At 42.0% G+C, this 22654-nt stretch carries 18 protein-coding genes and 1 pseudogene; 9 read left to right on the top strand and 10 right to left on the bottom strand.

Going from position 1 to position 22654, the window contains the following annotated elements; genetic code table 11:
• Positions 1–481 precede the first annotated feature (481 nt).
• Entirely contained in the window at positions 482–1504 is a 1023-nt protein-coding gene (gene holA / locus AC4PG5_RS04095; RefSeq protein WP_492030181.1) for a DNA polymerase III subunit delta, read from the bottom strand.
• Between the two features lie 9 nt (positions 1505–1513).
• The gene (locus tag AC4PG5_RS04090; RefSeq protein WP_492030180.1) at positions 1514–2290 is read right to left on the bottom strand and encodes an AMP nucleosidase; all 777 of its coding nucleotides are present in this window, start codon (positions 2288–2290) and stop codon (positions 1514–1516) included.
• 63 nt (positions 2291–2353) lie between these two features.
• Here AC4PG5_RS04090 and AC4PG5_RS04085 point away from each other — a divergent pair, with 63 nt between their 5' ends.
• Positions 2354–2806, top strand: a complete 453-nt coding sequence (locus AC4PG5_RS04085) for a type I restriction enzyme HsdR N-terminal domain-containing protein (RefSeq protein WP_492030179.1) — start codon at positions 2354–2356, stop codon at positions 2804–2806.
• 168 nt (positions 2807–2974) lie between these two features.
• Here AC4PG5_RS04085 and AC4PG5_RS04080 read toward each other — a convergent pair whose 3' ends face one another.
• The 5 genes from AC4PG5_RS04080 to AC4PG5_RS04060 form a co-directional block, all read right to left on the bottom strand.
• Positions 2975–3808 carry a zinc ribbon domain-containing protein gene (locus AC4PG5_RS04080; RefSeq protein WP_492030178.1) on the bottom strand — a complete coding sequence of 278 codons (834 nt, stop codon included), beginning with the start codon at positions 3806–3808 and terminating at the stop codon, positions 2975–2977.
• A gap of 5 nt (positions 3809–3813) precedes the next feature.
• Positions 3814–4908, bottom strand: coding sequence for a Nif3-like dinuclear metal center hexameric protein (locus AC4PG5_RS04075; protein ID WP_492030177.1), 1095 nt, complete (start codon positions 4906–4908; stop codon positions 3814–3816).
• Positions 4909–5112: 204 nt separating this feature from the next.
• The gene (locus AC4PG5_RS04070) at positions 5113–5391 is read right to left on the bottom strand and encodes a hypothetical protein (RefSeq protein WP_492030176.1); all 279 of its coding nucleotides are present in this window, start codon (positions 5389–5391) and stop codon (positions 5113–5115) included.
• Positions 5392–5521: 130 nt separating this feature from the next.
• Positions 5522–6322, bottom strand: coding sequence for an ABC transporter permease (locus AC4PG5_RS04065; protein WP_492030175.1), 801 nt, complete (start codon positions 6320–6322; stop codon positions 5522–5524).
• 163 nt (positions 6323–6485) lie between these two features.
• On the bottom strand, positions 6486–7106 hold the full coding sequence (locus AC4PG5_RS04060) for an ABC transporter ATP-binding protein (RefSeq protein WP_492030174.1): 621 nt from the start codon (positions 7104–7106) through the stop codon (positions 6486–6488).
• Between the two features lie 83 nt (positions 7107–7189).
• Between AC4PG5_RS04060 and AC4PG5_RS04055 the strand changes: the two genes are divergently transcribed.
• The 8 genes and pseudogenes from AC4PG5_RS04055 to AC4PG5_RS04020 all read left to right on the top strand — a co-directional run bounded on the left by AC4PG5_RS04055 (position 7190) and on the right by AC4PG5_RS04020 (position 16420).
• A complete protein-coding gene (locus tag AC4PG5_RS04055) occupies positions 7190–7720 on the top strand; it encodes a ferredoxin domain-containing protein (protein ID WP_492030173.1) in 531 nt (176 codons plus the stop codon).
• Positions 7721–7729: 9 nt separating this feature from the next.
• Positions 7730–8845, top strand: a complete 1116-nt coding sequence (locus AC4PG5_RS04050; protein ID WP_492030172.1) for an agmatine deiminase family protein — start codon at positions 7730–7732, stop codon at positions 8843–8845.
• A gap of 13 nt (positions 8846–8858) precedes the next feature.
• A complete protein-coding gene (locus AC4PG5_RS04045) occupies positions 8859–9743 on the top strand; it encodes a carbon-nitrogen hydrolase (RefSeq protein WP_492030171.1) in 885 nt (294 codons plus the stop codon).
• A gap of 659 nt (positions 9744–10402) precedes the next feature.
• Positions 10403–10658 (top strand): annotated as a pseudogene (locus AC4PG5_RS04040) (helix-turn-helix domain-containing protein).
• Positions 10659–10692: 34 nt separating this feature from the next.
• A complete protein-coding gene (locus tag AC4PG5_RS04035; RefSeq protein WP_492030170.1) occupies positions 10693–12549 on the top strand; it encodes a site-specific DNA-methyltransferase in 1857 nt (618 codons plus the stop codon).
• Positions 12550–12551: 2 nt separating this feature from the next.
• Positions 12552–13562, top strand: a complete 1011-nt coding sequence (locus tag AC4PG5_RS04030) for a virulence RhuM family protein (RefSeq protein WP_492030677.1) — start codon at positions 12552–12554, stop codon at positions 13560–13562.
• Between the two features lie 12 nt (positions 13563–13574).
• A complete protein-coding gene (locus AC4PG5_RS04025; RefSeq protein ID WP_492030169.1) occupies positions 13575–15929 on the top strand; it encodes a DEAD/DEAH box helicase in 2355 nt (784 codons plus the stop codon).
• Between the two features lie 62 nt (positions 15930–15991).
• Positions 15992–16420 carry a hypothetical protein gene (locus AC4PG5_RS04020; protein WP_492030168.1) on the top strand — a complete coding sequence of 143 codons (429 nt, stop codon included), beginning with the start codon at positions 15992–15994 and terminating at the stop codon, positions 16418–16420.
• A gap of 773 nt (positions 16421–17193) precedes the next feature.
• Here AC4PG5_RS04020 and AC4PG5_RS04015 read toward each other — a convergent pair.
• The 3 genes from AC4PG5_RS04015 to AC4PG5_RS04005 form a co-directional block, all read right to left on the bottom strand.
• A complete protein-coding gene (locus AC4PG5_RS04015) occupies positions 17194–18537 on the bottom strand; it encodes a citrate/2-methylcitrate synthase (RefSeq protein WP_492030167.1) in 1344 nt (447 codons plus the stop codon).
• A gap of 336 nt (positions 18538–18873) precedes the next feature.
• Positions 18874–20028 (bottom strand): NADP-dependent isocitrate dehydrogenase, encoded by a 1155-nt coding sequence (gene icd, locus AC4PG5_RS04010; protein ID WP_492030676.1) that lies wholly within the window; start codon positions 20026–20028, stop codon positions 18874–18876.
• A gap of 40 nt (positions 20029–20068) precedes the next feature.
• Complete coding sequence (locus tag AC4PG5_RS04005) at positions 20069–22312, bottom strand: aconitate hydratase (protein ID WP_492030166.1); 2244 nt, start codon at positions 22310–22312, stop codon at positions 20069–20071.
• Positions 22313–22654: the final 342 nt, after the last annotated feature.

Here is a 22654-nt window from a genome sequence, read left to right as displayed (position 1 = left end):
AAAAAATATAACAAACTGATTATTAATGTTTAAATATTCTTTAATAAACGTTTTTCCCGCAAACATACTCATAGTATTTACAATTGTTAATTATTGTTTTGATCTAAAATTGATTCAAACAGCATAAACATCTGATTACTAATAATATAGTGGCCTATATTTTCATTATACATACGTACAGTACACAAATGTATTGTAGCTGTGATTTGCATTTATAATGGCGCATATACAAATGTAAATTCATAATATGAAAGTAAAAAGTGAATAAGAATATTAGAATTATACATTTAGAAAGACGCCTAGTTTACATTTGTAAACTATATATAGTTGTTTTAGCAAGTTTTTTTAAGGGTTTTATAGGAGAATTTTGAGGATTTTATGGTTTGGGTATTCTAGTTAGATTTGGGTCATAAAAAAAGGATATATATGTTTGTGTAGACATATATATCCTTTTCTCCTCTAGAGTAGATTAGATCTTAAATTAATGCAGTATGGTAAACGCTAGCTCCTTTAAAATAGTTGCATCTGTTTCTGAAGCGTTATTGACTCCTTTTGATTTAGCATCTGCATATCGTATTGCTCCTATTATTTGCATGGTTTTTACTCCGCTGTATCGACGCATGGCTTGTATGTAATCTCTGGCTTGCCAAGTCGATCGTAATCCAATCATTGCAGCGACTCCCTGCTCTGACTTATCAGGTGCATAATATGCAAGCATTAGATTAGAGTAAAAGCTGAATAGAAACGATAATATAGGCTGTATGGGGTTGGATTTTGGGTTCTCCTCGAAATATTTAATGATCTGATTCGCTTTAAATATATCTTTTTCTATAAAAGCGTTTTTTAGTTCAAATAGATTGTAGTCCTTGCTGATGCCAATGTTTTTTTCGATCTGTTCAGGGGTGATTCGCTTCTGGTGACTTGGAAGCGTTATAATAAGCTTCTCTAATTCACCGGTAAGTCGGCTAAGATCCCCTCCTACACTGTCTGCAAGCATGGCGGTAGCCTTGGGCTCCATGTCGAGCCCTTTTCGCTTCATATAGGAGCTGATAAATCCTTGTATTTGGTTCTCTTTAAGCTTCTTAGATTCAAAAAGAATCCCCGTTTTCTCAATCTCTGCGGCTAATTTTTTCCGTCGATCCAGAGTGCCATGTTTGTGGCACATGACCAGAATGGTCGAATTTAGAGGTTTCTGAACATAATAAGCCAGTTCCTCTATTTTATTAATTTGTTGAGCTTCCTTGACAATGATAACCTGGTACTCGGACATTATAGGATATCTTTTAGCAGCGTTGATAACCGTAGCGATGTCTGTATCAGCTCCATATATGACGGTCTGATTAAACTCTTTCTCGGTCTCATTTAGTACGTTATCACTGATGTAGTTTGCGATTAAGTCGATATAATATGGCTCATCGCCCATCAAATAATAGATGGGACGATAGTTTTTAGTTTTAAGCTCTTTAAGAATATCATCACAAGTTAGTAATTCCTGTTTAGCCATATTTCTGTTTTACCAATCGAATTTTAGATGTTTAACGGTCTTCTTTTCATCGATAATCATACGAAGAGAAGCAATACCGATTTCAACATGCTCTTCTACGTAATTTCTAGTCACTACATTGTCGCTTTTGTCTGTTTTTACGCCTTCCGGAGTCATTGGTTGATCGGAAACCAAAAGAAGTGCGCCTGTAGGGATGTGATTTGCAAATCCACAGCTAAATAAGGTTGCTGTTTCCATGTCGACTGCCATTGCACGAGTTTTCTTTAAGTATGATTTAAATGATTCATCGTGTTCCCAGATGCGGCGGTTGGTGGTATAAACCGTTCCTGTCCAATAATCACGGGCGTGGTCGCGAATTGCTGATGAAACAGCGCGCTGCATCATAAATGCCGGTAATGATGGAACTTCTGCCGGGAAATAGTCGTTTGAAGTACCTTCTCCTCTAATGGCGGCAATTGGTAAAATTAAATCTCCAATATGATTTTTCTTATCAATTCCACCGCATTTACCTAAAAACAAACAAGCCTTGGGGTGTATAGCGCCTAAAAGGTCCATAATAATGGCTGCATTAGGGCTTCCCATGCCGAAATTGATAATAGTAATGCCTTCCGCACTAGCAGAAATCATGTTTGCATCTCTTCCTAAAACCGGTACATTAAAATGTTTGGCAAAGATTTCTACATAATTATTGAAGTTCGTCAACAATATATAATCATCAAAATCCTCCAATTTACGTTTTGTGTAACGAGGCAACCAATTCGATACAATTTCTTCTTTTGTTTTCATAATTATTCATTAAATTTGTATCTCCTAGAAAGGAGATCATTATTTAACTTACAAAAATAGTAAATGTTATTGTTAAACCTACCAAGATTTGACGCAAAAATAACCGTACAACAAGGAAAAAAAGTAATTTTCGATGTTATACGCAAGCGTTATGTGGCTTTGACTCCCGAAGAATGGGTTCGTCAACACTTCGTCAACTTCTTAACGACTTATAAAAATTATCCGTCCGGGCTGATTGCTAATGAAGTGCTTGTGAGGTTGAATGGTACAAAGAAGCGTTGTGATACGGTGCTTTATCGGCGTGATTTATCAGCGCGAATGATTGTGGAGTATAAAGCTCCGGATGTGGAGATTACGCAAGCTGTATTCGATCAAATTACTCGATATAATATGGTTTTAAAAGTTGACTACCTTATTGTTAGTAATGGTTTGCGCCATTTTTGTTGTCAGATAGATTATGCTCGGCAGACTTATACGTTTTTGTCGGATATTCCTAATTATGAAGAACTGAAATAGGTGGTAGCCGGTCATTGAAGATTCCAGTGTGAAGTGTTGCCTACGTGTTATCCAATGTAGGCTTCTATAATATAAAAAGGTGTGCAGAAGAAATCTACGTGATACGCAGGGGTCTTCAACACACCTTTAGGCTTATAAATATTTGAAGTCGTTAAACGACCTTATGAGTTATTCAGCTGTCTTTCTTCTGATTGATCTTTTCGTTGTAGTTGCCGGAGCTTCTTTTTCAACTTTAGATTCGAAGGTGATGCCAGCCAATTCTGGGTCGATCATGATGCGTCCGCAATATTCGCAAACGATAACTTTCTTACGTGAACGGATATCCAATTGTCTCTGAGGTGGAATCTTGTTAAAGCAACCGCCACAAGCGTCACGTTGAACATATACCACACCTAACCCGTTACGAGAATTCTTGCGGATACGTTTGAATGATTGGAGCAAACGAGGTTCGATCTTAGTTTCGAGGTCTTTCACCTTTTCTCTCAACTTTTCTTCTTCTTGTTTTGTCTCAGAAATAATCTCGTCCAATTCATTTTTCTTTTGTTCAAGATCTTTTTTTCTCTCGTCCAAACCTTGTTCGGTTTTTACGATTTCCGCATCTTTGCTTTCTTTGTCAGCAGTATATTCTTTGATTCTCTTTTCGCAAAGTTCGATTTCTAGCGATTGGAATTCAATTTCTTTAGTCAAGAAGTCATATTCACGGTTGTTGCGAACATTGTCTTGTTGAGATTTGTATTTTTCAACAGCAACCTTAGCTGTTTCAATCTCTACCTTCTTACCAGCGATAGCCGATTTTAATTCGTCAACTTCAGCTTTGATTTTCTCAATACGAGTACTTAAGCCGGCAACCTCATCTTCCAAATCCTGTACCTCAAGAGGTAATTCTCCTCTTAACGTTTTGATTTCGTCGATTTTAGATAGCATTGTTTGTAGTTGGAACAATGTTTTTAGTTTCTGTTCCACGGTTATCTCTGTAACTTCTTTTTTTGCTTCTCTAGCCATTTTTCTTAAAAGTATTTTATAGGATTTGTATTTATCTTGCTTATTTGTACGTCCAAATTCGGATATAAATCGCGAATGATGGAATGAAAAATTTCCTTGGTGTATTGCTCACTTTCGTAATGTCCCATTTCGACCATTAAAAGATCATCTTCGTGTCCGAAGTAGTCATGATACTTAATTTCACCGGTCAGAAACACATCCGCTCTTTTTCGTATGGCATTCGATAGAAGAAAAGCTCCCGATCCTCCACAAAGTGCTACGGTTTGAATCTCTCTTCCTTTGAGTTTGTTATGTTTCAAACACCCAACTTCGAACGTTTTTTTGACACACTTCAGAAATTCCAGTTCTGATATTGGTTCCTTCAACTCCCCGATCACTCCAGCTCCGGCTTGCATCCAATCGTTCTTGATCGGATAAATGTCATAGGCCGGTTCTTCGTATGGATGGGATTTCAATATTGCTTTTATTGCTTCGGTTCTTTTATAGAACGGCAGGATTGTTTCTATTCTAACCTCCTGCTCACGGTGCTGATTCCCAATTTTTCCGCAATACGGTTGTGTCCCTTCGTTTGCGCGGAAAGTCCCCTCTCCTTTTAGATTGTAACTACATTCGTCGTAGTTTCCGATTGTGCCGCAACCCGCTTCAAAAAGCGCCTTTCGTACGTCGTCTGCATGGTTGTTAGGTACAAAAGTCACCAGTTTTAATAAACTCTCGGTTTTAGGTGACAAGATCTGTACGTTTTGCAATCCGATTTTTTCGGCAATCTTGAAATTGACGCCTTGAGGGGCGTTATCTAGATTGGTATGTGCCGAATAAATCACGAGATCATTCTTGATCGCCTTCAAGATGCAGCGTTCTACATAATCTTTGCCTGTAATCGATTTATAACCTTTAAAAATAAGAGGATGATGCGATATAATCAAATTATATCCCAATCCGATAGCTTCGTCAATCACAGATTCGGTAACGTCAAGACACAACAAAGCCCCTGTTGCTTCCACGTCTGTCAATCCGATTTGCAGGCCGGCATTATCAAATCCGTCTTGCAATGGCAGAGGTGCGAACCGTTCAAGGGCACTTACAATTTCAATAATTTTCATCTTAAAGAAAATTTGTGCAAATATACATAAAAAAGGAGAGAATGAAAATTTTAAAGTGATTTCTTTGATAAAATCCCTCTCTGAGGGCAGAATGGTGAGCGCAAATCACAGAAAACAGAGCAATTAAAAGGATTGGCTAACAAAAGGATTGGCTAGGCTCTATTGTTGTTCGGGTGACGTGGGTCTTGATGAAGGTGGAAGTCTTTAATAATTGATGATGTGTTGAACCTTGTTCTTAAGTGCATAATGTTCGTCGACCACCTTATCGGTTGGGAAGAAAGTGAGTACAAGATGCCACTCTTCTTCTCGAAAAACAAACTTCCGACCTGTTGCTCCGTTGTCGATCAATAGTTTCTTCTTTTGGATAAAGTTTTCTAGTCCGCTAGGCTGTTTCCGGCCTTCACGGATAAAATGCTCGGTAATAAAGAATCCCGGAATCTTTAACCGTTCCACCAGATCGAATACCTCTTCCCTCCTGTTCATGTTTCTTTTCTCTGCTTACTCCTTTTCTCTTTGGTTTGCTTATTTTTTTTTGCTTTTCCCCTCTTCCCTCTTCTCTCTTCTCTCTTTGCTTTTTCTCTCTTTATCCTTTCTCCTTAACTCTTTATCTCGGTTACTTCCTTTTCCTTCGTTCGGTCAACACCTGTCGTAGTTTTCCGTAAGCATCGAATGATCGTCGCGAAGCCAACGAAATGGTGACCATCAAAGAAAGCATTGAAGCGGTGAAAGTGATGACCATAATCATCATCTGATATTTAATCGCTACGTTCGGAGATGCTCCTCCTAAAATTTGTCCACTCATCGTCCCCGGAAAGGCAACCAGTCCCATGACTGCAATATTAGCGATCAACGGACTAAAGGCTTTGATGACCGCTTGTCGGATGAAAGGGGCTTGCGCTTCTTGGCGTGTTGCCCCGTTGCCGAGCAGGTAACAATACAGTTGTTGTTCGCGTTTCAATCCACTATAATAAGTGTTTAAGGCGATGACATTGCTCGAAAGCATGTTCCCCATTAAGATCCCGAAAATCGGAATGAAATATTGTGGGCTAAATGGGTCCCTTAAGTGTAATACGGCAATCATGAAATAGACGCCAACCAATATCGCGCTACAGAAAAAGCCAATGGTGATGGGAATAAACAATATTTTTCGTTTGAGGTGCGTGCGTGCCAAAGCTGTCTGTCCGGCTACGAGGACCATAATGATTACCCATAGAAAATTGATCCAAGGATTATCCCATAAGAATAGATATTTCAAGTAAACTCCGATCAGTGAGAGTTGTACTACCATACGGACGATGGCGATCAGCGTTGGTTTTAGCAAATCCGTTTTAAACTTCCACAAATAAAACAGAGGAATACCGAGCAGTAACAGCCCGATCAATAAGTTGCTATATGTAATATCAATAATTCCCACAATCTTTCTCCTTTTATATTATACCGATTACATTATACCGATAGGTCTATCTATCTTGTCATCCATCTTCCATAGACATCTCTGATCACTTATTCCCAGTAGAACGAGTTTATATTGACATCGCAATTTGGTGTATGGTATAGGCAAGTCTATTATATAAACTCTACAACCTGATAAATTGATCACACCCCTCTCCTATAATTTCGTCGTGTGATACGACTAACACCGCTTTTCCTTTTTCGGCTTCGTGGCGTAGAAAGAGTAAAACCTTGTCCGTCGAATGTGGATCAAGAGCGGAAGTTGGTTCATCGATCACGATTAAAGGTTTATTTAGTAAAGCCGCTACAGCCAGCATGATTCGTTGGCGTTGCCCTCCGGAAATCTCACAAGTCCGCTTCTGATAAAGTTTTCTGCTGAGTCCTAATACCTCGAAATACTCAAACAGCAGGTCCTCCGAGAATGGCGTATGCTTATTGCACTTCAAGGTAAAAGGTAGCGCAATCATCTCCTTAACCCATTCTGTTGGGATAGCCAATTCTTGAGGAATAAAGGCAATTTGCTTCCGGATACTATCCACCGTTGTTCGGTCGAGCAACACCTCGTTAACCCGAATGGTTCCGCAACTTAGCGGTAGAAGTCCCAATATGGCATTGAGTAGAGACGTTTTTCCTCGTCCCGACTCTCCTGAGATACATGCGGTTTCTCCTTTAGCAAGCGACATGTTAAACTCCGAAAATAAGATGTTTTCGCCAAAACTTATACTGGCATGATCTATTTGCAACATGATAATCGATCTTTCTTATTTTACAAAGGTACTCTTTTTATGAAAAATACTATCTTTGCGTAACGAATTAATTTGATGACATTATGATTTTAAACGAACGCGATATACGTCACGAGCATGTTCTTCATGTAGCTAAGCAAATGATGACAGCAGCACGCACTGCACCTAAAGGAAAAGGAATCGATATTATAGAGACCATCATCATCACTGATGGAGAAATTGAACAACTATCGGCGAAGATGATTGCAATGGTCGAAGAGCATGGTATGAAGTTCTTTCTTCGTGATGCCGATAATATTTTGCAAGCTGAATGCATCATGCTGATTGGAACGCGGGAACAAACTCAAGGACTAAACTGTGGACATTGTGGATTCGCAACTTGTGCTGCGCGTTCGGAAGGTGTTCCTTGTGCTCTAAACAGCATCGATCTTGGGATTGCCATCGGTTCGGCTTGTGCCACTGCAGCCGACTGTCGTGTCGATACCCGTGTGATGTTCTCTGCCGGACTCGCTGCACAACGCCTTGGTTGGCTTAAAGAGTGCAAGATAGTTATGGCCATTCCGGTGAGTGCCAGTTCAAAGAATCCATTTTTCGATCGTAAACCAAAACAATAATAGTGTACTATGGGAATAATTGTGGGTTATCCGTTTCATCAGAACTCTGAGAAAGACTTGGAGTTGAACATTGAGAAAATGGTTGTTGAGCAGATGGAAGTCGATTCTCCTTTTTTGCCTGCCGAATGGTATCCGCAGAGTGGCATCCAGCTGACTTGGCCACATGCCGAAACCGATTGGGCACACATGCTTAAGGAGGTTGAGGCTTGTTTTATTAATCTTGCGCAGGAGATCGCACAACGCACCCTACTGTTGATCGTAACTCCTCATCCCGAGGAAGTCAAGCGTCAGATTGAAGGGAAAGTCAACCTTGCCAACGTGCGCTTTCTGAGTTGCCCGACTAACGATACTTGGGCTAGAGATCACGGCGCCATTACGATGATGAACAGTAAATCGCCCACATTACTCGATTTCAAGTTTAATGGTTGGGGGCTGAAGTTTGCTGCTAACTACGATAATTTGATTACTCGTGCAGCCGTTGAGGCCGGTGTGCTTCATGGTACCTATGCCAACTGCCTGAACTTTGTGCTTGAAGGAGGTTCGCTCGAGAGTGACGGAATGGGCACTCTGCTTACAACCTCAGAATGTTTGCTGTCGCCCAACCGTAACGGACAAATGAACCGTAGTGATATCGAGCTTTATCTGAAGAAGATCTTTAAGCTACATCAGGTGCTTTGGCTCGATCATGGTTACTTGTCGGGTGATGATACCGACAGTCATATCGATACCCTAGCGCGTTTCTGTTCGCCTGAAACCATCGCATACGTGAAATGTGAAGATCCGACCGACGAACATTATGAGGCTTTGGTCGCTATGGAGCAACAACTTCAAAGTTTCCGAACGCTGAACGATACCCCTTATCGGTTGTTAGCTTTGCCGATGGTCGATCCGATAGAGTTCGATGGTGAACGTTTGCCGGCTACCTATGCTAACTTCCTCATTATGGATACTGCAGTACTTTATCCGACCTATGGACAACCCGATAACGATCGTCAAGCCAAAGAAGTCCTTCAGACCGCCTTTCCACATCTTGATATCGTAGGGGTCGACTGTACCGCATTGATCAAACAGCACGGTTCATTGCATTGTGTTACCATGCAATATCCTCAAGGCGTATTAAAATAAATAAAAAGAACGTATGAAAAAACTAAAAATAGGACTCGTCCAACAAGCCAATACCGCTGATATGCGATATAACATGATGAGCTTGGCTAAAAACATCGAACTTTGTGCGGCACATGGTGCTCAACTTATCGTTCTACAGGAGCTTCATAACTCCCTCTACTTTTGTCAGACCGAGAACACTCAACTGTTCGATTTGGCAGAACCGATTCCGGGCCCATCGACCGGGTTCTATGCAGAGCTTGCAGCAACTTATAAGATTGTTCTCGTGACCTCTCTCTTTGAGAAACGAGCTCCGGGACTTTACCATAACACGGCGGTAGTGTTCGACCGTGACGGAAGCATTGCCGGTAAGTATCGCAAGATGCACATTCCCGATGATCCCGCTTATTACGAAAAGTTCTATTTTACACCCGGTGATCTTGGTTTCGAACCCATCCAGACCTCACTTGGAAAGCTTGGCGTATTGGTTTGTTGGGATCAGTGGTATCCCGAAGCAGCTCGCCTGATGGCTTTGAAAGGTGCCGAACTCTTGATCTACCCTACCGCTATTGGTTGGGAAAGCAGTGATACCGACGACGAAAAGTCTCGTCAGTTGAATGCTTGGATCATCTCTCAACGTGCTCATGCCGTAGCCAACGGTCTCCCTGTTGTCTCGGTCAACCGTGTCGGTCATGAGCCTGATCCTTCGGGACAAACCAATGGTATTCAGTTCTGGGGAAACAGTTTTGTGGCCGGTCCTCAAGGCGAACTGTTGGCTCAAGCATCTAACGATACGCCTCAGAATATGGTGGTTGAGGTCGACATGGAACGATCGGAGAATGTTCGTCGTTGGTGGCCTTTCCTTCGTGATCGTAGAATCGATGAGTATGATGGGTTAACGAAACGATTCTTGGACTAGGCGGATTAATCTATTCTTTGATTTACCGGATAAGTTAAACCCGAATCATCCTACAAGATGGACGGATAAAAAAGAGGACTTCTAAAAGCCAAGATACAATTACAATAAAATTAAACCGCCAATATCAACTCCGGCCGAAGTTGATATTGGCGGTTGCTTTTAATCGTCAGTCTATAGGTTAACGATTAAAAGGTGGCTAACAAAAGTATTAAAGATCGCGAAGAAGAGTACTAGCGGCGGCGAGAAATCCTCTACGTCGATCTTTTTGTATTTAAGTTTCGCAAGTTCATAATCTGTTTCAAAATCAATCAAAATATTTATTAAGCATGATTTATTCCTAAACTCGGGCTTTCGGCTTTTCCTTATTGTTTGCGTACATTAGAATGAATAACACTTGGCAATTCCTCTATTATACCTTCATTCTTCCATTTGCTGAAATACCACTATTTCTTCCATAGTCTGCTGCAACTGTTCCTTTCGTATAGCCTCTGTATGAAGTTGTAAGAATGGAGAAGAAGTATACTGAACAGCATATAAAGGAGGTGATTATTGATATATTTATCAATAATTTGAATATACAAGTGAAATGTGAGGCTATTTGTCAAAGATTTTGGAGCTAATTTATTATATTTGCAGAACAGCAATTAAATATATTAGTAATGGCAAAGGATTTCAATCGACTTAAAGTCGTATTAGCTGAAAAAAGAAGACCACTAAATGGTGTACAAACACCTCTAAACCCACCTTGGAGATGCTTTTGCAGATTACTCTACCATATCAAAATGGTGCACCAACTCTTCACAGCCTAGCACTGAGGTGCTGGTGCAGATAGCGAAATTGCTTGAAGTGGATGTGAAAGACCTCTTAAACTCGTCAATCGACGATAATATACAAATGGTAAGACTCGTGAAATAATCTTCGTTAGTCATAACCTCAAAACATTATTAAAATGAATAAGACTGAATTGCGAAACAAAATACTTAAGTTGGATGGTTTGACCAGCGATGAGAAGTCTGCCCTTATTGAGCTTCTGAACAAGCAGAAGAAGTACGGACTTGTGTGGGAGGATAAGCCTGAAGATGTGGAAGAACGTCTTCGAGAAGAATTACCTGTACTAATTGAGGACGAGAGCAAAGCTATCATTAGCGATAATACCGATGCACCTAATCATGTTTTGATTGAAGGCGATAACCTTGAGGCTTTGACAGCCTTGTCTTATACACACGAGGGACAAGTGGATGTTATCTACATAGATCCTCCATATAATACAGGTAATAATGACTTTGTGTATAATGATAAGTTTGTGGATAAAGAAGATACTTATCGTCATAGTAAGTGGTTGTCGTTTATGGCAAAACGTCTTCGCATTGCAAAGCAATTACTTTCGGATAAAGGTGTAATCTTTATATCGATTGATGATAATGAACAAGCGCAATTAAAGATGCTTTGTGATGAAGTGTTTGGAGAACAGAATTTTGTTGCAAAATTTGATTGGCGTAAAAAAACAGGTGCAAATGATGCGAAAGATATAGCTGTAGTTACAGAATCTATTATTTTATACGCAAAATCTAAACAAAATTGCATAAGTGAAAAAATATGGGCAAGAGACGAAGGGTCGATTAATAAAAACAGATATAAGTATTCCGACGAATTCGTCGATATACGTGGAAAATTTTATTATGACACTCTTGACAGAGGTGGCCTTCAATATTCTGATTCTATGAACTTTGGTATTCAAATGCCTGATGGCCAATTATTATTTCCTAATGGACGTTCGGAATTTGTTAATGATGGCTGGATTTGGAAATGGGGTGTAGATAAAGTCAAATGGGGACTTGAAAATAAATTTTTGGAAATAGTTAAATCAACAAAAAATTTTCATACAAAATATACCATAAAATATAAAGTATATGAAAAGGTTGATAATGAAGGAAAGCCAAGGGAGACAAGGGGACGTGCTTTTATGAATTTGATAGGCGAACCCATAAACCAGCAAGGTAATATAGAAATGACTAATATTTTCGATGGTGATTGTCCTTTTTCTAATCCTAAACCTTGCGGTTTGATACAATATCTTTTTAGAACTATAAAGATAAAAGATTCCATTATTCTCGATTTTTTTGCCGGTAGTGGCACAACACTTCATGCCACCATGCAGCTCAACTCTGAAGATGGCGGTCATCGCAAGTGTATTCTTATAACAAACAATGAAAACAACATCTGTGAAGAAGTAACTTACGAGCGTAATAAGCGAGTAATCAATGGCTATACCACTTCAAAAGGAACTGAAGTAAAAGGCTTACACAACAACACGCTACGCTACTACCGCACCGCATTTGTAAACCGCAATCGTACCCCAAAGAACATGCGACAACTGATGTCGCTTGCTACCGATATGCTCTGCATCAAAGAAGATTTGTACGAAGAGCACAAGACGTTTGGCGACTTGCCAACACACCCAAAAGTAATGCGCTATTTTGCCAAAGATGACAATGCCATGCTCGTAATTTATTACGAAGCAGCCATTGCTGAGATTGTAGAGCAAATAGAAAAGATAGACTTCAAAACGAAACTCAAAGTGTATGTATTCTCACCGAGTGAAGACCCTTGGGAGGAAGACTTTGAGTTCGTAAACGACAAAGTGGAGCTTTGTGCTCTGCCGGCAGCCATATACAACACCTATAAGCGTATCCTGCCTAAAAAGAAAGATAAGCTTGTGGCAATAGACCAAGAGGACAGTTCCAATCAAGAGAGTAAAATAAGAGAAGATATGTTGAACTTTGAATTTGAAGACGAGGAGGATTAATGATGGATGAGCAACCAAATAAAGGAAACATCATACTCTACCAAACGTCAGATGGCCAGTCGAAGATAGAAGTAACACTTTCAAATGATACAGTGTGGCTTACCGCCGACCAGATGGCAGAGTTGTTTCAAAGAAATAAGTCAACCATTTCGCGCCACATTAAAAATGCGTATGAGGAAGGAGAACTGCAAGCCGATTCAACAGTTGCATTTTTTGCAACAGTTCAAAACGAGGGTACAAGAAAAGTGGAGCGAAACATTGCGTTCTACAATCTCGACATGATAATCAGCGTGGGCTATCGTGTGAAATCACATCGTGGCGTTCAGTTTCGTATATGGGCCACACAAGTGCTCCGAGAATATCTGGTGAAAGGATTTGCCTTGAACGACGACTTACTGAAACGTGCAGGCGGAGGTAACTATTTCGATGAGTTGCTAAGCAGAATCCGCGACATTCGTTCTTCGGAGAAAGTCTTTTATCGAAAGGCACTTGAAATATATGCTTTGAGTATTGATTACGACCCAAGAGCGGAAGCAACTCAACGCTTTTTCAAAACGGTGCAAAACAAGATGCATTTCTCTGCTCACGGACATACGGCAGCCGAAATAATCTATGAACGAGCAGATGCCCAAAAAGACTTTATGGGATTGACGTCGTGGACTGGAGCATTGCCAAAACGCAGCGATGCGGAAATAGCTAAAAACTATCTTTCGCATGATGAATTGGACACGTTAAATCGCATTGTCAGCTTGTATCTCGACTTTGCAGAACTTCAAGCCAAGTCGCATCAGCCTATGTATATGAACGATTGGATTCAGAAGCTCGACGATTTTCTAAAACTTTCTGGGAAAGAACTGCTTAGCCATGCAGGGAAAATATCAAGTGAACTTGCCAAGCAAAAGGCAAATGCGGAATATGATAAGTTTAAGGAAAGAACGGCATTAGAGTTGTCTCCCGTAGAAATTCATTTCCTAGAGAATTTCGAAAAAGAAAGAAATCGTCTCACCCCCTAATTCGTAGAAACAATGAAAGATTTACAATATCAACAGAAAGCCATCAAAGAGCTAACGAATAAGACTATAGACTTGCTGAACCTTGGCGAAAAACGCAAGAAACTTATTTTTGAAGCGCCTACAGGATCGGGAAAAACCGTCATGGCGAGTATGGCACTCAGCGAGATTGTTGAAGAACTCAAAAATCGTGGTGACAGTAAGTATCAAGAGGCAGCCTTTATTTGGATTGCTCCAAATAAGCTCCATGAACAAAGTTATTTCAAGATAAAGCATGCCTTCAACGAGAATCGACGCCTGCGTCCAGTGATGTACGACGAACTGGATCATTCAGACGGTGTTCTTCATCCAAGCGAAATACTTTTTGTAAACTGGGAAAGCATTAATAAAGAAAATGCCATAATTGTTCGTGAAAGCGAACAGGGCAAATCGCTGTATGAAATAACAGAACGTACACAAGAAGAACAAGGCACTCCCATTGTGGTGATTATTGACGAAGAACACATGTTTTGGTCGAAGACTGCGGACAAGTCTGCACAAGTTCTTGATAGAATCAATCCTGCTGTAGAAATCAGAATATCAGCTACGCCTAAAAGCCGACCTCATGAAAAGGTGACTGTATATCGAAAGGATGTTATTCGAGCCGAAATGATAAAGGAAGAAGTGGTGCTTAATCCAGATCTGAAAATAGATGCTATGCAGAATAATACACTTGATGAATACCTTATCAAGACTGCACTCGAAAAGCGAAACCAGTTGGCGGAGGCCTATCGTGAACTCGGTGTAAGCACCAACCCACTTTTGCTCATTCAACTGCCAAACGATTCAAAAGCATCGATGACAGCCGAAGATACTGCTGTTGCTGAGCATGTAAGGTTGTATCTTGATACCGCAAAAGGTATCAATACGGACAACGGCAAACTTGCAGTATGGCTATCCAACGAGAAGACGAACTTGGAGGATATTGAGAATCCTGATAACTTGACAGAGGTACTTCTCTTTAAACAAGCCATAGCTCTCGGCTGGGATTGCCCTCGTGCTGCCGTATTGCTCATATTCAGAAAATTGAATAGCGATACATTTACCATCCAGACTGTTGGTCGCATCCTGCGTATGCCAGAGCAGCATTTCTACACCAATCCCATTCTCAACCGTGGGTATGTTTATACAGACTTGTCAAAAGACAAGATTCAGATTGTAGCAGAAGACATGGATTATCTTCATGCCAATGTGTTATATTCCACAAGAAGGAAAGATCTTGTAAACGTAGCTTTGCCTTCGGTTTATTCAGAGAGATTAAGTGCAGAACGTAATCGCCTTGGGGCTGATTTCAGAAAAGTGTTGTTTGAAGAAGCTGAAAGTTTCTTCAAAATAGAATCTCAACTACTTCTGTTTAGCTTTGCCGAACTGGCTTCGTTGAAGAATAGCGATGACTATTCTCCATTGCCAGATACCGATGATGAAGCTATCGATCACAATCGAGATAAAGTTAAGCATACGATACGTTTGGATGTCAAGAACATCAACATAGAAATCCCTCGTGATGTACACTTCCAAAATGAAGTCGGTATTATAGATGTGGGCGAAAACGTCAAGTTTGCCCGTACCACATCTGAAATTGACCGTGTATTCATTACTTATATTTCAAGCCGTCTGGGTGCTTTTGAACGTGCTCATTCTACAGATAAGCTTGCAGGTTATCTGCTGGAGTTTATGGCAGAATACTTGGGTGTCTTTGAAACGGATGCCAAAAAGGTCATCTTGTATTATCAAAACAAGCCTAAGTTTGACGATTTCATTGCTAAGGCGCTTGATAGATATACACAGAAATTAAATCTGCGAAAGAAAGAAGCCCAAAGGCGTGCTTTCAAGGAGTATACGTGGGAGGTGCCAGAAGAACGTCTGTATGACGAAAATTCCAATCATTATGACAATGCTGAAAATCATGCCTTGTTGCCATTTGTTCAGCTCAACAATGCTTCCAATCCCGAAAAGAGATTTGAAGCCTATCTTGAAGCAAACAAAGAACATATTGACTGGTGGTATAAAAATGGAGATGGCGGTCGTCAGCACTATTCTATCGAGTATCTGGATATGGCAAGCGTTCCTTCTCTTTTCTTCATTGACTTTGTTGTTCGTATGAAGAATGAAAATGTCTATCTGTTTGATACAAAAAGTGCAGGAAGTGATTTGAATGCCGTAAACAAGCATAATGCTTTCATCGACTATATGAACGAGCATCCAGACTTGAATATCAAAGGCGGTGGTGTCATCATTCAGGATGGCGAAAACTGGCGCTATTCACCTCTAAAAATTAGCAATACAACAGAACTAGTAGGCTGGAATTGCTTCTATCCACATAACGCTTAATACAACAGTCACATGAGCAAAGGTATTGACTATGAATTCGTTCACTACGGTATTCAACAGAAATGGCATCGGCATTATCTTCACTTGACCGTCTGTCTCCAAGTTCAAATATGAACAATAGGCTTGCTGAGTCAATCGTGGAAACATATAAATCCACCAATGGTGAGCCAATTTCATTTGACTTAATGTTGAAAGAATACCAGTCAAGAATGAAGGATGCAGAAAAGGATGATAGTATTTCTTCTATTCTGAAACAGTTAGTTCGTGCCAATATCTTTGAGACCTCAGACCAAGCAAGTCTTATTGATGATTGCTACATAGTTAAAATGGATGGCTATCCAAAGGATGGACCGATAGCCAAGGCTATTGTGTATTTTTTGATGTCAAAACTCAACAACATCTATGAGCAGATTGACAAACAGGCTGTTCTTGTTTTATTCCACAAATTAAAAATAAGTAAATACTTTTTTTGTATGGTTCTTTGGGGTTAATTTACTGAATAATTTTATTTTGTAAATAATCTGATTTAATATCTGTTTTGTACGATCTAAGTCTCTTATAGTAACGTGCAAGGTTTTTTTTATACCTTGTCATTAATCTTCCTCCTATTGTATTTAACTGATCTTGAGCTTCAATTAAGTTTTGTCTAAGTTTTATGTGTTGAGCCCTCCTTCGAAGGCTCTTCAGCCCTCGAAGGAAAACCCATGAGCCCTCGAACGAGGGCCGAAGAGCCCACGTTCGAGGGCTCAACAGATGCCGGTTAACTGCCAATTAATCAGCCTTTGAAAGCAGTTAATAGGATGGAGTCGACGCTTAATTAAATAGAAATATTGAATTAACAAGAGGTGATATATGGGGTGAATAACCTTACAAAGTCTTAAACCGAGTGCCGTAAATTTTTCTAGTTAGTGCTGCAAGTTCTCTTGTTTAGTATCTTAAGTCTTCATATTCAGTGTTATAAGCCATCTTATTCGGCAGTATAGCTCTCTTATTCAGTGTGGGATACGTTTTATTAGTGTGGGATAAAGGTCGAAAAAAGGATCCCACACTTCATCCCACACTTCATTCTAAAGCCCATGAATAAGGCCTTTCGAACGTTGAGGTGTGGGAGGTGTGGGATAATTAGTGTTTTTATTCTACAGGAGGAGTGTTTGTTCTCCTCGTCTTGTTGCTTACTTGGCTTTGTTGCTTTTCTCGTCTTGCAACTTTCTTCGTTCTGCCGCTTTCCTAGTCTTACTGCTTTCCTCGTCTTGCTGCTTCTCTTTTATCGCTTTTTGATTGGGACGTAAGTCATGTCCTCCAAAACATTCTTGTAAGCCGGACGGATGATGCGTTTGCCTTCGAAGGTGAGCTCTTCGTTGCGGTGGGCGCACCACCCTACAATACGTGCCATGGCAAATAGTGGGGTGAAGATCTCTTGTGGCAGTCCGATCATCTCATAAACAAAGCCGGAATAGAAATCAACATTGCTTGACACGGTTTTTCCGTTGTTCTTCACGCGACCAAAGACTTCGATGGCACGTTGTTCGAGGAGCTCCAAGAAGGCAAACTCTCGTTCTTTATCTTTCTCACGAGCCAGATCACGGGCTAGTTCTTTCAGCAGAAGGGCACGTGGATCGGAGATGGTGTAGACGGCGTGTCCAATGCCGTAGATCAAACCGGATTTGTCGTAAACCTCTTTATTCAGCATACGGGTGAAATAGGTATCGATCTCGTCGACGCTGGTCCAATCGTGTATGTTTTCTTGCAGATGATGGAACATGTCGGCCACTTGAATGTTAGCTCCACCATGAAGCGGTCCTTTTAAAGAGCCAATACCTGCGGCAATCGACGAGTAGGTATCTGTTCCGGTTGAGGAGGTGACGCGCACGGTGAAGGTGGAGTTATTACCACCGCCATGCTCAGCTTGAAGGACGAGCAAGAGGTCGAGTGTACGCGCATCGAGCTTGGTGTAGTCTTTCTTAAGCATGTAAAGGAAGTTCTCCGCAATCGATAGATGCTCTTGTGGGTGACGGATATGCAATGAACGTCCGTGAGTGGCGTGACGAAGCATATTGAAGGCGTAAGCGATGATCGTTGGAAACTTTGAGGTCAACTCAATACTTTGGCGCATCAGATTATCGCCGGAGGTGTCGTCGGCCTTAGGATCGAAACGATACATTTCGAGTACGCTGCGAGCAAGAATGTTCATGATGTTATTGCCTTCTAGCTCGATGATGTTCATCTTGGTCTTCTGCTCCAAAGGCATATTGTCATTGATTAGTTCCAAGAATGAGGCAAGCTCTTCTTTGTTGGGCAGGCGACCGGAAAGTAAGAGATAGGCCACTTCCTCAAAGCCAAACCGCTTTTCTTTTATGGTCGCATGGACGAGGTCTTCAACATCGTAGCCCCGATAAAAGAGCTTTCCCGGAATGGGCTTTAAGCCACCGCCGGGGATGCGTTCGTAGCCGACCACATTACCAATCTTGGTGAGCCCCACTAGTACTCCTGTGCCGTCTTCGTTGCGCAATCCGCGTTTTACATCAAACTTATTAAATAATTCGTTTTCGATTCGACTGGCTTCTTTCATCTCTTCCGAGAGCTTGTAAACTAAATATTCTTTCTTCATCACTATGTCGTTTTAATAATTAATTAATTAATCATTGTTACTTTTTATTATTTCTTTGTTTCTTATTCTTTTGTTTATCAGTTCTTTACTTATTAGCTCTTTACTTATTAGCTCTTTACTTATCAGTTCTTTATTCCTTAATCCTTAATTCCTTATTTTATCTTATCTTATTTTGTCTTATCTTATTTTAGTCCTTATCCTCTTTCTTGTTTTCTTTATCTTTTCTAATCTTGTTTTCCTAGTCTATTTTCAATAATCGATATCCTATAGTTCGTATTCCCTAGTCTGTATTTCGTAGTCTATATTCCCTATTCTATTTCCCTTAGTCTATTTCCCTTAGTCTGCATTCTCTATGCGTTCTATGATCTCGTCCGTAAACGCAGTCGTCGATAGGGAAACGCCATTGGGCATGAAACGTGCTAAGTCGGCTGTGGCACGACCGGCCGTGAAACTATCCTCTAAGGCATTTTCAATTAGGGTGGCCGCTTCCGTCCATCCGAAGTGTTGGAGCATCATCACCGCAGAAAGGATAATCGAACAAGGGTTGACCCGGTTTTTCCCTGCAATGTTGGGAGCAGTGCCGTGAGTGGCTTCGAAGATGGCGTGACCGGTATGGTAATTGATGTTCGCTCCGGGAGCAATGCCGATACCGCCCACCATCGCGGCTAACTGATCGGAGATATAGTCCCCGTTGAGGTTGAGGGTGGCAATTACGGAGTAGTCTTCCGGAATGAGCAACGTGTTTTGTAAGAAAGCATCGGCGATGCAGTCTTTAATCTGCAAACGTCCGTTGGCTAGTTCTTCTGCAAACTCCCGTTCGACGAGTTCGTATCCCCACTTCTTAAACCCGCCCTCGGTATATTTCATGATATTGCCTTTGTGAACGAGGGTCACGGAGGGGCGTTGATGTTCGAGGGCGTACAGACAAGCGGCACGAACAAGGCGTTCGGTTCCCTCTTTTGAAACGGGCTTGACTCCAAACGATGAGCTTTCGGGAAAGCGAACCTTGCTCACTCCCATCTCATCGTGCAGGAAGCGGTAGAACTTCTGAGCTTCGGGAGTGCCGGCCTCCCACTCTATTCCTGCATAGATATCTTCGGTATTCTCGCGAAACACACACATGTCGACCTTCTGAGGCTCTTTGATCGGTGAAACGATTCCTGTGTACCAACGTACGGGGCGCAAGCAGACGTATAAATCGAGCGTTTGTCGCAAGGCAACGTTCAACGAACGAATACCGCCACCAATTGGAGTGGTCAGCGGACCTTTGATGCCCACTTTATGAGTACGAAAGGCTTCCATGGTTTCATCCGGCAACCAGGTGCCAAGTTCGTTAAAGGCGCGTTCTCCGGCCAAAACTTCTATCCATTCGATGCTTCGATCGTTCCGGTACGCTTTTCGAAGAGCGGCGTTTACCACGGCTTGCATGGCGGGGGTGATTTCTGTTCCTACACCGTCGCCGGTAATGAAGGGTACTATTTTCTTTTCCATAGATTTATTCTTTTCCATAAATTTATTGGTTTCCATAGCTTTATCGGGCATTTAAGGCAGAACCGGCACGGAACCAGTCGATCTGCTGTTGGTTATACGTATGTTGAACGTTGAAACGCTCTTCTCTGCCATCGTCATGGTGGACGACGATCGTTAGAGGTTGATCGGGAGCAAACGACGATAGACCGACGACGGAGAGTTGATCGTGCTCTTCGATCTTGTCGTAATCGGATTTATCGATAAAGGTAAGAGCCAGCATCCCTTGTTTCTTGAGATTGGTTTCGTGGATGCGTGCAAAACTCTTGGCCAGAATCACCCGAACGTTCAAGAAGCGTGGTTCCATGGCGGCATGTTCGCGGCTAGAGCCTTCGCCGTAATTTTCTTCGGCGACCACCATCGACGATCGGCCTTCCGATTTGTACTGTTTGGCAGTTGCCGAAACGGTATCATACGTTTGTGTGAGGCGATTCCACACCTGGTTCGTCTTTCCATTAAAGGCGTTGACGGCTCCCATGAGAAGATTGTCGGAGATGTTTTCCAGATGTCCGCGGAAGCGAAGCCACGGCCCTGCCATGGAGATATGATCGGTTGTACATTTGCCTTGGGTCTTGATGAGTAGAGGCATTTGTAAGAGATCTGTCCCTTCCCAAGCCGGGAAAGGGCGTAAGAGTTGCAGACGTGTGGACGAAGGGTCGACTTTGATCTCTGTTTGAACCTGGTTGGGCGCAAGATAGCCTTTCTGTCCCCCGATGAAACCTTCTATGGGGAGTTCTTCTCCAATGGGTTCATCTAGTCGCACGCGCTCTCCGTCACGGTTGAGCAGCGTGTCGGTTAGCGGATTAAAACAGAGATCTCCGGCAATGGTTAAAGCCATAGTGATCTCCGGCGATGCAACATAAGCATAGGTGTTGGGGTTGCCGTCGGCTCGTTTGGCGAAGTTACGGTTGAACGACGTGACGATTGAATTTTTACGCTCAGGATCGTCGGTTTGTCGTTTCCACTGACCGATGCAAGGGCCGCAGGCATTGGCCATGATGATGGCACCGGCAACTTCGAAGGCGGCCATCATCCCGTCTCGTTCGGCTGTGGCTCTGATTTGCTCGGAGCCGGGGTTGACTATCAATGAGGCGGCAACGTTGAGGTTCTTGGAGCTGACTTGTTGCGCCAATGAGGCCGCACGGCTTAGGTCTTGATAGGACGAGTTGGTACACGATCCGATGAGTCCCACTTCCATCTTCCGCGGATAATCGTTGGCTGTAACGATCTCGGCAAACTTGGAGATGGGTGTGGCGGCATCCGGTGTGAAAGGTCCGTTGATGTATGGTTCGAGGGTCGATAGGTCGATCTCAATGAGTCGGTCGTAATACTGCTCAGGATGTGCTAAAACCTCAGCATCGGCACAAAGATCTTCGGCAACCGATGTGGCCATCCCGGCAATCTCTTGGCGACCGGTCGCCTGTAAATAGGCAGCCATGCGTTCGTCGTAAGGGAAGAGTGAGGTGGTGGCACCAACTTCCGCTCCCATGTTACAGATCGTCGCTTTTCCGGTAGCCGAAAGAGAGGCTGTGCCGGGACCGAAGTATTCGATAATGGCATTGGTGCCTCCTTTTACGGTAAGTAGGCCGGCTAGCTTTAGGATGACATCTTTAGGGGCTGTCCACCCATTGAGTCTACCGGTTAGCCGAACGCCAATGATACGTGGCATTTTGAGTTCCCATTCCATCTCGGTCATGACGTCTACGGCATCCGCCCCTCCCACTCCGATGGCAATCATACCTAAACCTCCGGCATTGGGGGTATGGGAATCGGTACCTACCATCATCCCACCCGGAAAGGCGTAGTTCTCTAGAACGACTTGATGAATGATACCGGCACCCGGTTCCCAGAAACCGATACCGTAGCGCGAAGAAACGTCGCGAAGGAAGTGGTAGACCTCTTCATTGGTCTTTTTGGCTGTGGCGATATCTTGTTGTGCGCCTTGATAAGCTTGGATGAGATGGTCGCAATGCACTGTTGAAGGGACGGCAACCTGTTCGCGTCCGGCGTTCATAAACTGTAGCAGAGCCATCTGGGCGGTAGCGTCTTGCATCGCTACACGGTCGGGACGGAAGTTGACATAGTCTTCTCCTCGTTTGTAGGCTTTAATCTCGTTCTCGTGATATAAATGAGCATAAAGAATTTTTTCTGCTAGGGTTAACGGACGTTGCAGCGTGATCCGAAGACGTTTTATCTTTTCCCCGTAGGTGGCATAAAACGCCTTGAGCATTGTTAAATCATACACCATAGTACTAATAATCTTTTAGTTTTAGAGTTTGTAAATATTACAAAGTTGTATGATTAACGTGTGCCGTTGGCTTAATGTTTAATAGAATAAAACACTTTGTCTTTAAAAAATGATAAATAATAACTTTAGTCTGTCGATTTCTGATAATTTATGAATAATGATGCGTAAAGCCTTTGTGAAGGGAATAAAGTTGTATTTGTGAAAGGAATAAATTCGGATCTTATTATTCTGAAACGATTATAAAACTATTCTGAAACGGAAGGAACATCGTGATGGTAATGATTATCAATATAGGTCTATCCTATAATTTGCTTGAAGTTTCAATTCACAAGCTAAAAGGCT

This window comes from Bacteroides sp. QWL-09, from assembly GCF_058683585.1.
The sequence above is the reverse complement of the archived record's forward strand: the minus strand, read 5'-3'. Positions and strand labels throughout refer to the sequence as shown.

Excerpts from the sequence above, each read along its gene's own strand:
- holA (WP_492030181.1), bottom strand. The coding sequence starts at position 1,504 with ATGGCTAAACAGGAATTACTAACTTGTGATGATATTCTTAAAGAGCTT.
- AC4PG5_RS04090 (WP_492030180.1), bottom strand. The coding sequence starts at position 2,290 with ATGAAAACAAAAGAAGAAATTGTATCGAATTGGTTGCCTCGTTACACA.
- AC4PG5_RS04085 (WP_492030179.1), top strand. The coding sequence starts at position 2,354 with ATGTTATTGTTAAACCTACCAAGATTTGACGCAAAAATAACCGTACAA.
- AC4PG5_RS04080 (WP_492030178.1), bottom strand. The coding sequence starts at position 3,808 with ATGGCTAGAGAAGCAAAAAAAGAAGTTACAGAGATAACCGTGGAACAG.
- AC4PG5_RS04075 (WP_492030177.1), bottom strand. The coding sequence starts at position 4,908 with ATGAAAATTATTGAAATTGTAAGTGCCCTTGAACGGTTCGCACCTCTG.
- AC4PG5_RS04070 (WP_492030176.1), bottom strand. The coding sequence starts at position 5,391 with ATGAACAGGAGGGAAGAGGTATTCGATCTGGTGGAACGGTTAAAGATT.
- AC4PG5_RS04060 (WP_492030174.1), bottom strand. The coding sequence starts at position 7,106 with ATGTTGCAAATAGATCATGCCAGTATAAGTTTTGGCGAAAACATCTTA.
- AC4PG5_RS04055 (WP_492030173.1), top strand. The coding sequence starts at position 7,190 with ATGATTTTAAACGAACGCGATATACGTCACGAGCATGTTCTTCATGTA.
- AC4PG5_RS04050 (WP_492030172.1), top strand. The coding sequence starts at position 7,730 with ATGGGAATAATTGTGGGTTATCCGTTTCATCAGAACTCTGAGAAAGAC.
- AC4PG5_RS04045 (WP_492030171.1), top strand. The coding sequence starts at position 8,859 with ATGAAAAAACTAAAAATAGGACTCGTCCAACAAGCCAATACCGCTGAT.
- AC4PG5_RS04035 (WP_492030170.1), top strand. The coding sequence starts at position 10,693 with ATGAATAAGACTGAATTGCGAAACAAAATACTTAAGTTGGATGGTTTG.
- AC4PG5_RS04030 (WP_492030677.1), top strand. The coding sequence starts at position 12,552 with ATGGATGAGCAACCAAATAAAGGAAACATCATACTCTACCAAACGTCA.
- AC4PG5_RS04025 (WP_492030169.1), top strand. The coding sequence starts at position 13,575 with ATGAAAGATTTACAATATCAACAGAAAGCCATCAAAGAGCTAACGAAT.
- AC4PG5_RS04020 (WP_492030168.1), top strand. The coding sequence starts at position 15,992 with ATGGCATCGGCATTATCTTCACTTGACCGTCTGTCTCCAAGTTCAAAT.
- AC4PG5_RS04015 (WP_492030167.1), bottom strand. The coding sequence starts at position 18,537 with ATGAAGAAAGAATATTTAGTTTACAAGCTCTCGGAAGAGATGAAAGAA.
- icd (WP_492030676.1), bottom strand. The coding sequence starts at position 20,028 with ATGGAAAAGAAAATAGTACCCTTCATTACCGGCGACGGTGTAGGAACA.
- AC4PG5_RS04005 (WP_492030166.1), bottom strand. The coding sequence starts at position 22,312 with ATGGTGTATGATTTAACAATGCTCAAGGCGTTTTATGCCACCTACGGG.